Source organism: Pseudoroseomonas cervicalis ATCC 49957 (assembly GCF_000164635.1).
Taxonomy (GTDB): domain Bacteria; phylum Pseudomonadota; class Alphaproteobacteria; order Acetobacterales; family Acetobacteraceae; genus Pseudoroseomonas; species Pseudoroseomonas cervicalis.
In genome coordinates, this window is the sequence record NZ_GG770777.1 from 993,805 (window position 1) to 999,028 (window position 5,224).

The following is a 5,224-nucleotide window of genomic DNA, read 5'->3' on the forward strand; positions in this document are numbered from 1 at the left end:
GCCCGCGCCGCGCCGCGCGGCGGGCGGCCAGCCAGCCGGCCTGCAGCCGGTCCGGGCTGGTGATGGCGAGCAGGCCGGCCCCCGGCTCCTCCTCCCGCAACTGGGAGAAGGCGTCCCAGGCCTCGGGCGCCACCGGGCCCTGATAGGCGATGGCGATGCGCGCCCCCGGCGCCGGCGGCACTGCCCAGTAGCCGCCCTCGATCACCGCCTGCGGGTCCAGGCTGCGCTCGGGCTGGGCGATGCTGCGGGTGGACAGGCGCAGCCACACCGCCGAGCCCTCCGGCTGCTGCATGTGGTGGAAGGCGTGGCGCATCAGGATGGCCAGCTCATCGGCATGGGCGGGCTCGTAGGCCACCAGCCGGTCCTGCGCGATGCCGAGCAGCGGCGTGTTGCTGCTCTGGTGCTGCCCGCCCTCCGGCGCCAGCGTCAGCCCCGAGGGGGTGGAGACCAGCAGGAAGCGCGCATCCTGGTAGCAGGCATAGATCAGCGCATCGAGGCCACGGTTGACGAAGGGGTCGTAGACGGTGCCGACCGGCAGCAGCCGCGCCCCGTGCAGCCGGTCCGCCAGCCCCAGCGCGCCGAGAACGAGGAACAGATTCTGCTCGGCGATGCCCAGCTCGACATGCTGGCCCTTGGGCGACATGCCCCAGCGCTGCGCCGAGGCCAGCTTGGCATCGCGGAACACGTCGTTCTTCATGTGCCGGTCGAAGATGCCGCGCCGGTTCACCCAGGGGCCGAGGCTGGTGGAGACCGTCACATCCGGGCTGGTGGTGACGATTCGGCTGGCGAGCGGCGCCAGCTCGCGGTTGCCGCGGCCGATCTCGGCCATCAGCTCGCCGAAGCCGGCCTGGGTGGAGAGCATGCGGTTGGGCGGCAGGCGCGGCGCGGGCAGCCGCTCCGGCACCGGCACGGCGGGGGCGGAGAGGCAGCGCCCCTGCGGCGTCAGCGGCTGGGCGAAGGGCACGCTGTCGAGGAAGCCGCGCAGCTCCTCCTCCGGCAGGTCGAGCCCCTCGAAGGGGTCCCATTCATGGCCGGGGCGGATGCCCAGCTCGGCGCGGAACGCCTCCATCTGCTCGCGCGTCATCAGCCCGGCATGGTTGTCCTTGTGCCCGGCGAAGGGCAGGCCCATGCCCTTCACCGTGTAGGCGATGAAGCAGGTGGGCTGGTCGCCCGCCGCCGCCTGGGCGCGGAAGGCCTCGGTCAGCGTCTCGATGTCGTGGCCGCCGAGATTGGTCATCAGCGCGCCCAGCTCGTCATCGGTCAGCGGGTCGATGATGGCGCGGATGCCGGGGATCCGCCCCAGCTCGGCCAGCAGCGCGGCGCGCCAGGCGGCGCCGCCCTGGAAGGTCAGCGCCGAATAGAGGCTGTTCGGACAATCGTCGATCCAGCGGCGGAGATGCTCGCCCTCCTCGCGGGCGAAGGCGGCCTCCAGCCTGCGGCCGTATTTCAGGGTGACGACGTTCCACCCCATGTCGCGGAACAGCCCCTCGATGCGGCCGAACAGCCGGTCGGGCACCACGGAATCGAGGCTCTGGCGGTTGTAGTCGATCACCCACCAGACATCGCGCACATCGTGCTTCCAGCCCTCCAGCAGGGCCTCGTAGATATTGCCCTCGTCCAGCTCGGCATCGCCCACGATGGCGACGTGGCGGCCGCGCTTCAGCCCCTCCGGCGCCAGCCCCTGGAGGTGGACATAATCCTGCACCAGCGCGGAAAAGCTGGTCAGCGCCACGCCGAGCCCGACCGAGCCGGTGGAGAAATCCACCTCCCCCCCATCCTTCACGCGGGAGGGGTAGGGCTGGATGCCGCCGAACTGCCGCAGCGTCTCCAGCTTCTCCCGGTCCTGCCGGCCCAGCAGGTAGTTCACGGCGTGGAAGACCGGGCCGGCATGCGGCTTCACCGCCACCCGGTCCTCGGGCTTCAGCATGTCGAAATACAGCGCCGTCATGATGGCGGCGACCGAGGCGGAGGAGGCCTGGTGCCCGCCCACCTTCAGCCCGTCGCGATTGGGGCGGAGATGATTGGCATGGTGGATCATCCAGGCCGAGAGCCAGAGCAGCTTGCGCTCGACCGCGCGCAACAGGCGCAGGCGCCGCGCCGGGTCCAGGTCGGCGCGCAGGCTGCGCTTGTCGGGTGTGGCGTTCATCGGCGTCCCCCTCTACCCTGCCGCGCGGCGCAACCGCAGCCGGCCCACGCCGTTCGTGGCGTGATCTCTTGACCGGAGCGTGCCGCAGTTCGGCGCCTCCCCCAACCCGAAAAGCGCCTGCCATGGGACACGCCTTCGCGCCACGACCCGCGCCGCGCTTCGCGCCATCGGGGGAGGCCGGCCGTGGCGGCTGCGCCGGCTGCCGCACCCCCGCCGCCCCCGTGCCGCCCCTCTCCATGGCCTTCCAGCCGATCCTGCGCTGCGACGCCGGCGGGCATGGCCTGTTCGCCTATGAGGCGCTGGTGCGCGGCCCGGGCGGCGAGGGCGCGGCCAGCGTCCTGTCGCAGATCCATGACGGCAACCGCTACGCCTTCGACCAGGCCTGCCGGGTGCGCGCCATCGAGCTGGCCGCCCGCCTCGGCCTGCTGGACGGGCCGGCGCTGCTGTCGATCAACTTCCTGCCCAACGCGGTGTATGAGCCGCGCGCCTGCATCCGCACCAGCCTGGAGGCGGCGCGCCGCGTCGGCCTGCCGCATGACCGGCTGGTCTTCGAGTTCACCGAGCACGAGGCGATGCTGGAACCCGCGCATCTGTTGCGCATCCTGGCCGAATACCGCGAGGTCGGCTTCCGCACCGCGATCGACGATTTCGGCGCCGGCCATTCCGGCCTGACCCTGCTGGCCGAATTCCGCCCGGATGTGGTCAAGCTCGACATGGCGCTGCTGCGCGGCATGGATGCCGACCCGGTCCGCCGCACCATCCTGCGCCACATCGTCGCCATGTGCGCCGAGCTGGGCTGCCAGGTGGTGGCCGAGGGGGTGGAGACGCCGGGCGAATTCGCCGCCCTGCGCGCGCTCGGCGTCACCCTGTTCCAGGGCTATCTGCTGGGCCGCCCGCAATTCGAGGCGCTGCCCTCCGCCACCTGCCCCGGCTGAGCCAGGGCCGGGGTCAGGCGCCCCGCCTCAGGCGGCGACGCTGCGCGCCAGCTTGCGCAGCGCGGTGGCGGCGGCGCGGTTGCCCTCGCCGACATAGGCCTCGTGGTAATCCTCGATCTTCGCCGGGTCGTAGAGATAGTTCACCATGAAGCCCAGGCTCTCGCGGATGCCCTTCTCCGAGGTGTCGCCGCGCCAGCAGACCCGCTCCACCCGCGCGCCGTTCGACAGGTGGAAATGCCCGACCGGATCGCGCGCGCGGCGGCCATCGCGCCCGGTCTCCAGCACCAGGTAGCGGGCGCAGAGCCGGGTCAGCACCGGCTCGGCCTTCTGGCACCAGCCCTCGGCCAGAGGGCGGCGCTGCGCCACCAGGGCGCGCAGCGCGGCGACACCATCGGCCAGCCCGCTCGCCTCGGCCAGCGCCTTGCTCTCCTCCTCGCTCAGCAGCTTCGGCTGCGTCTCGATCAGCTGCTCCTCCAGCCAGCGGCGGAAGCCGGGGATCGGCGAGAGGGTGGAGAAGGTCTTGAGATTGGGGAATTCCTCCGACAGCAGGGCGACGACGCGCTTGATCAGCGAATTGCCGAAGGAGATGCCGTCCAGCCCGCGCTGGCAGTTGTTGATCGAGTAGAAGATGGCGGTGTCGGCGGCGCGCGGGTCCTGCACCGGCGCGCGCTCGTCCAGCAGCGTCTGCACCGAGCCGGACAGCCCCTTCACCAGCGCCACCTCGACGAAGATCAGCGGCTCCTCCGGCATGCGGGGGTGGAAGAAGGCGTAGCAGCGGCGGTCGGAATCCAGCCGGTTCTTCAGGTCGCGCCAGGTGCGGATGCGGTGCACCGCCTCATAGCCCACCAGCTTCTCCAGCAGCGCGGCGGGCGACTGCCAGTCGATCCGCCGCAGCTCCAGGAAGCCGAGGTCGAACCAGCTCGCCAGCTGGGTGCGCAGATCGGCGTCCAGCGCCTGCAGCATCGGGTCGCTGCCCATGTGCCGCATCAGGTCGGCGCGCAGATCCACCAGGAACTTCACGCCGACGGGGATGGTGGTGAACTGCGTCAGCAGCCGCAGCCGCGGCGGCTCCAGCACCCGGCGCAGCTTCGCCTTGGCGCTGGCGCGGCTGGCGGTGTCGGCCGCGGCGCTGACCGCGCGCATCGCCGCCTCCACCGCCGCCGGGTCCGAATCGAAGGACGCCAGGGCGCGGAGGAACTCGACCCGCCCGGCCTCGTCCAGCGTCAGATAGGATTGCGCCAGCCCGGCGGCGCGGTTGCGCGCCGAGATCTCGCCGCCCTTCGCCTCCAGGCAGGCGCGCATCCGCGTCTCCCAGGACGCCTCCTCCTCCGCCGGGCCGGTGACCGAGGCCGCCATGTCCCGCCACAGCAGGGTCAGGCGGTTCAGCGCCCTGTCGAACAGGCCGGATTCCGCGATGGCGACGTCGGACATGCTCTTCCCCTTGCATGGGGCGGCGCCGGCACGCGCCACCCTGAAATCTGCCGAAACATATGGTGAGCACTTTGCGCCCGCCCAGGGTCAGAAGGGAAGCAAAGCGGCGATCGCGCCGCCGATTTCCTCCAGCACCGCCTCGGGCAGCAGCGGCGCCCCCGGCGGCGCTCCGCCCAGCGCGCGGAACGCCGCATCGCCATGCAGCCACACCCCGGCGCAGGCGGCCTCGAAGGGCGGCATGCCCTGCGCCAGCAGCGCCGCCACCAGCCCGGCCAGCACATCGCCGCTGCCCGCCATCGCCAACGCCGGCGGCGCATGGTCGTTGATGGCCACGCGCCCATCCGGTGCGGCGATGATGCTGTCGGCACCTTTCAGAATCGTCACCGATTCGCAGCGCGCGGCGGCCGCGCGCACCGCCGCGACCCGATCCGCCCCCGGCGCGCCGAACACCCGCGCGAATTCCCCGGCATGCGGCGTCAGCACCGCGCAGCCGCGCAGTGCCTCCGGCTGCCCCTCGGCGGCGGTCAGCACCCCGCCATCGGCCACCACCTGCCGCCCGGCGCGCAGCAGCCGCCGCAGCAGGGCCAGCGTCGGCGCCTCGGCCGGCAGGCCAGGTCCCAACAGCCAGGTCTGCCGGCGCCGGTCGGCCAGCAGCGCCTCCACCCCCTCCTCCGCCACCATCAGCCCGGGCTCGCCGGTGCGCAGCAGCAGC

Annotated in this window: 4 protein-coding genes; 1 reads left to right on the forward strand and 3 read right to left on the reverse strand. The window is 72.4% G+C overall.

The features are described from left to right. Positions 1-2,146: 1-deoxy-D-xylulose-5-phosphate synthase N-terminal domain-containing protein (locus HMPREF0731_RS04305; protein WP_007002804.1), on the reverse strand; the 2,146-nt coding region annotated here is incomplete at its 3' end. 122 nt (positions 2,147-2,268) lie between these two features. On the opposite strand from HMPREF0731_RS04305, the gene HMPREF0731_RS04310 reads away from it, so the two are divergent. After that, positions 2,269-3,081 (forward strand): EAL domain-containing protein, encoded by an 813-nt coding sequence (locus tag HMPREF0731_RS04310; RefSeq protein ID WP_007002805.1) that lies wholly within the window; start codon positions 2,269-2,271, stop codon positions 3,079-3,081. A 27-nt stretch (positions 3,082-3,108) separates the two neighbouring features. On the opposite strand, the gene HMPREF0731_RS04315 is transcribed toward HMPREF0731_RS04310, so the two are convergent. Both HMPREF0731_RS04315 and HMPREF0731_RS04320 read right to left on the reverse strand, forming a co-directional pair. Then, positions 3,109-4,512: a malonyl-CoA decarboxylase gene (locus HMPREF0731_RS04315; protein WP_007002806.1), complete on the reverse strand. Its 1,404-nt coding sequence runs from the start codon at positions 4,510-4,512 to the stop codon at positions 3,109-3,111. 87 nt (positions 4,513-4,599) lie between these two features. Continuing rightward, a partial coding sequence (locus HMPREF0731_RS04320) for an ADP-dependent NAD(P)H-hydrate dehydratase (protein ID WP_007002807.1) occupies positions 4,600-5,224 on the reverse strand: 625 nt, incomplete at its 5' end.

Bases quoted from the DNA above. Each gene is read 5' to 3' on its own strand.
- HMPREF0731_RS04310 (WP_007002805.1), top strand. From the start codon at position 2,269: ATGGGACACGCCTTCGCGCCACGACCCGCGCCGCGCTTCGCGCCATCG.
- HMPREF0731_RS04315 (WP_007002806.1), bottom strand. From the start codon at position 4,512: ATGTCCGACGTCGCCATCGCGGAATCCGGCCTGTTCGACAGGGCGCTG.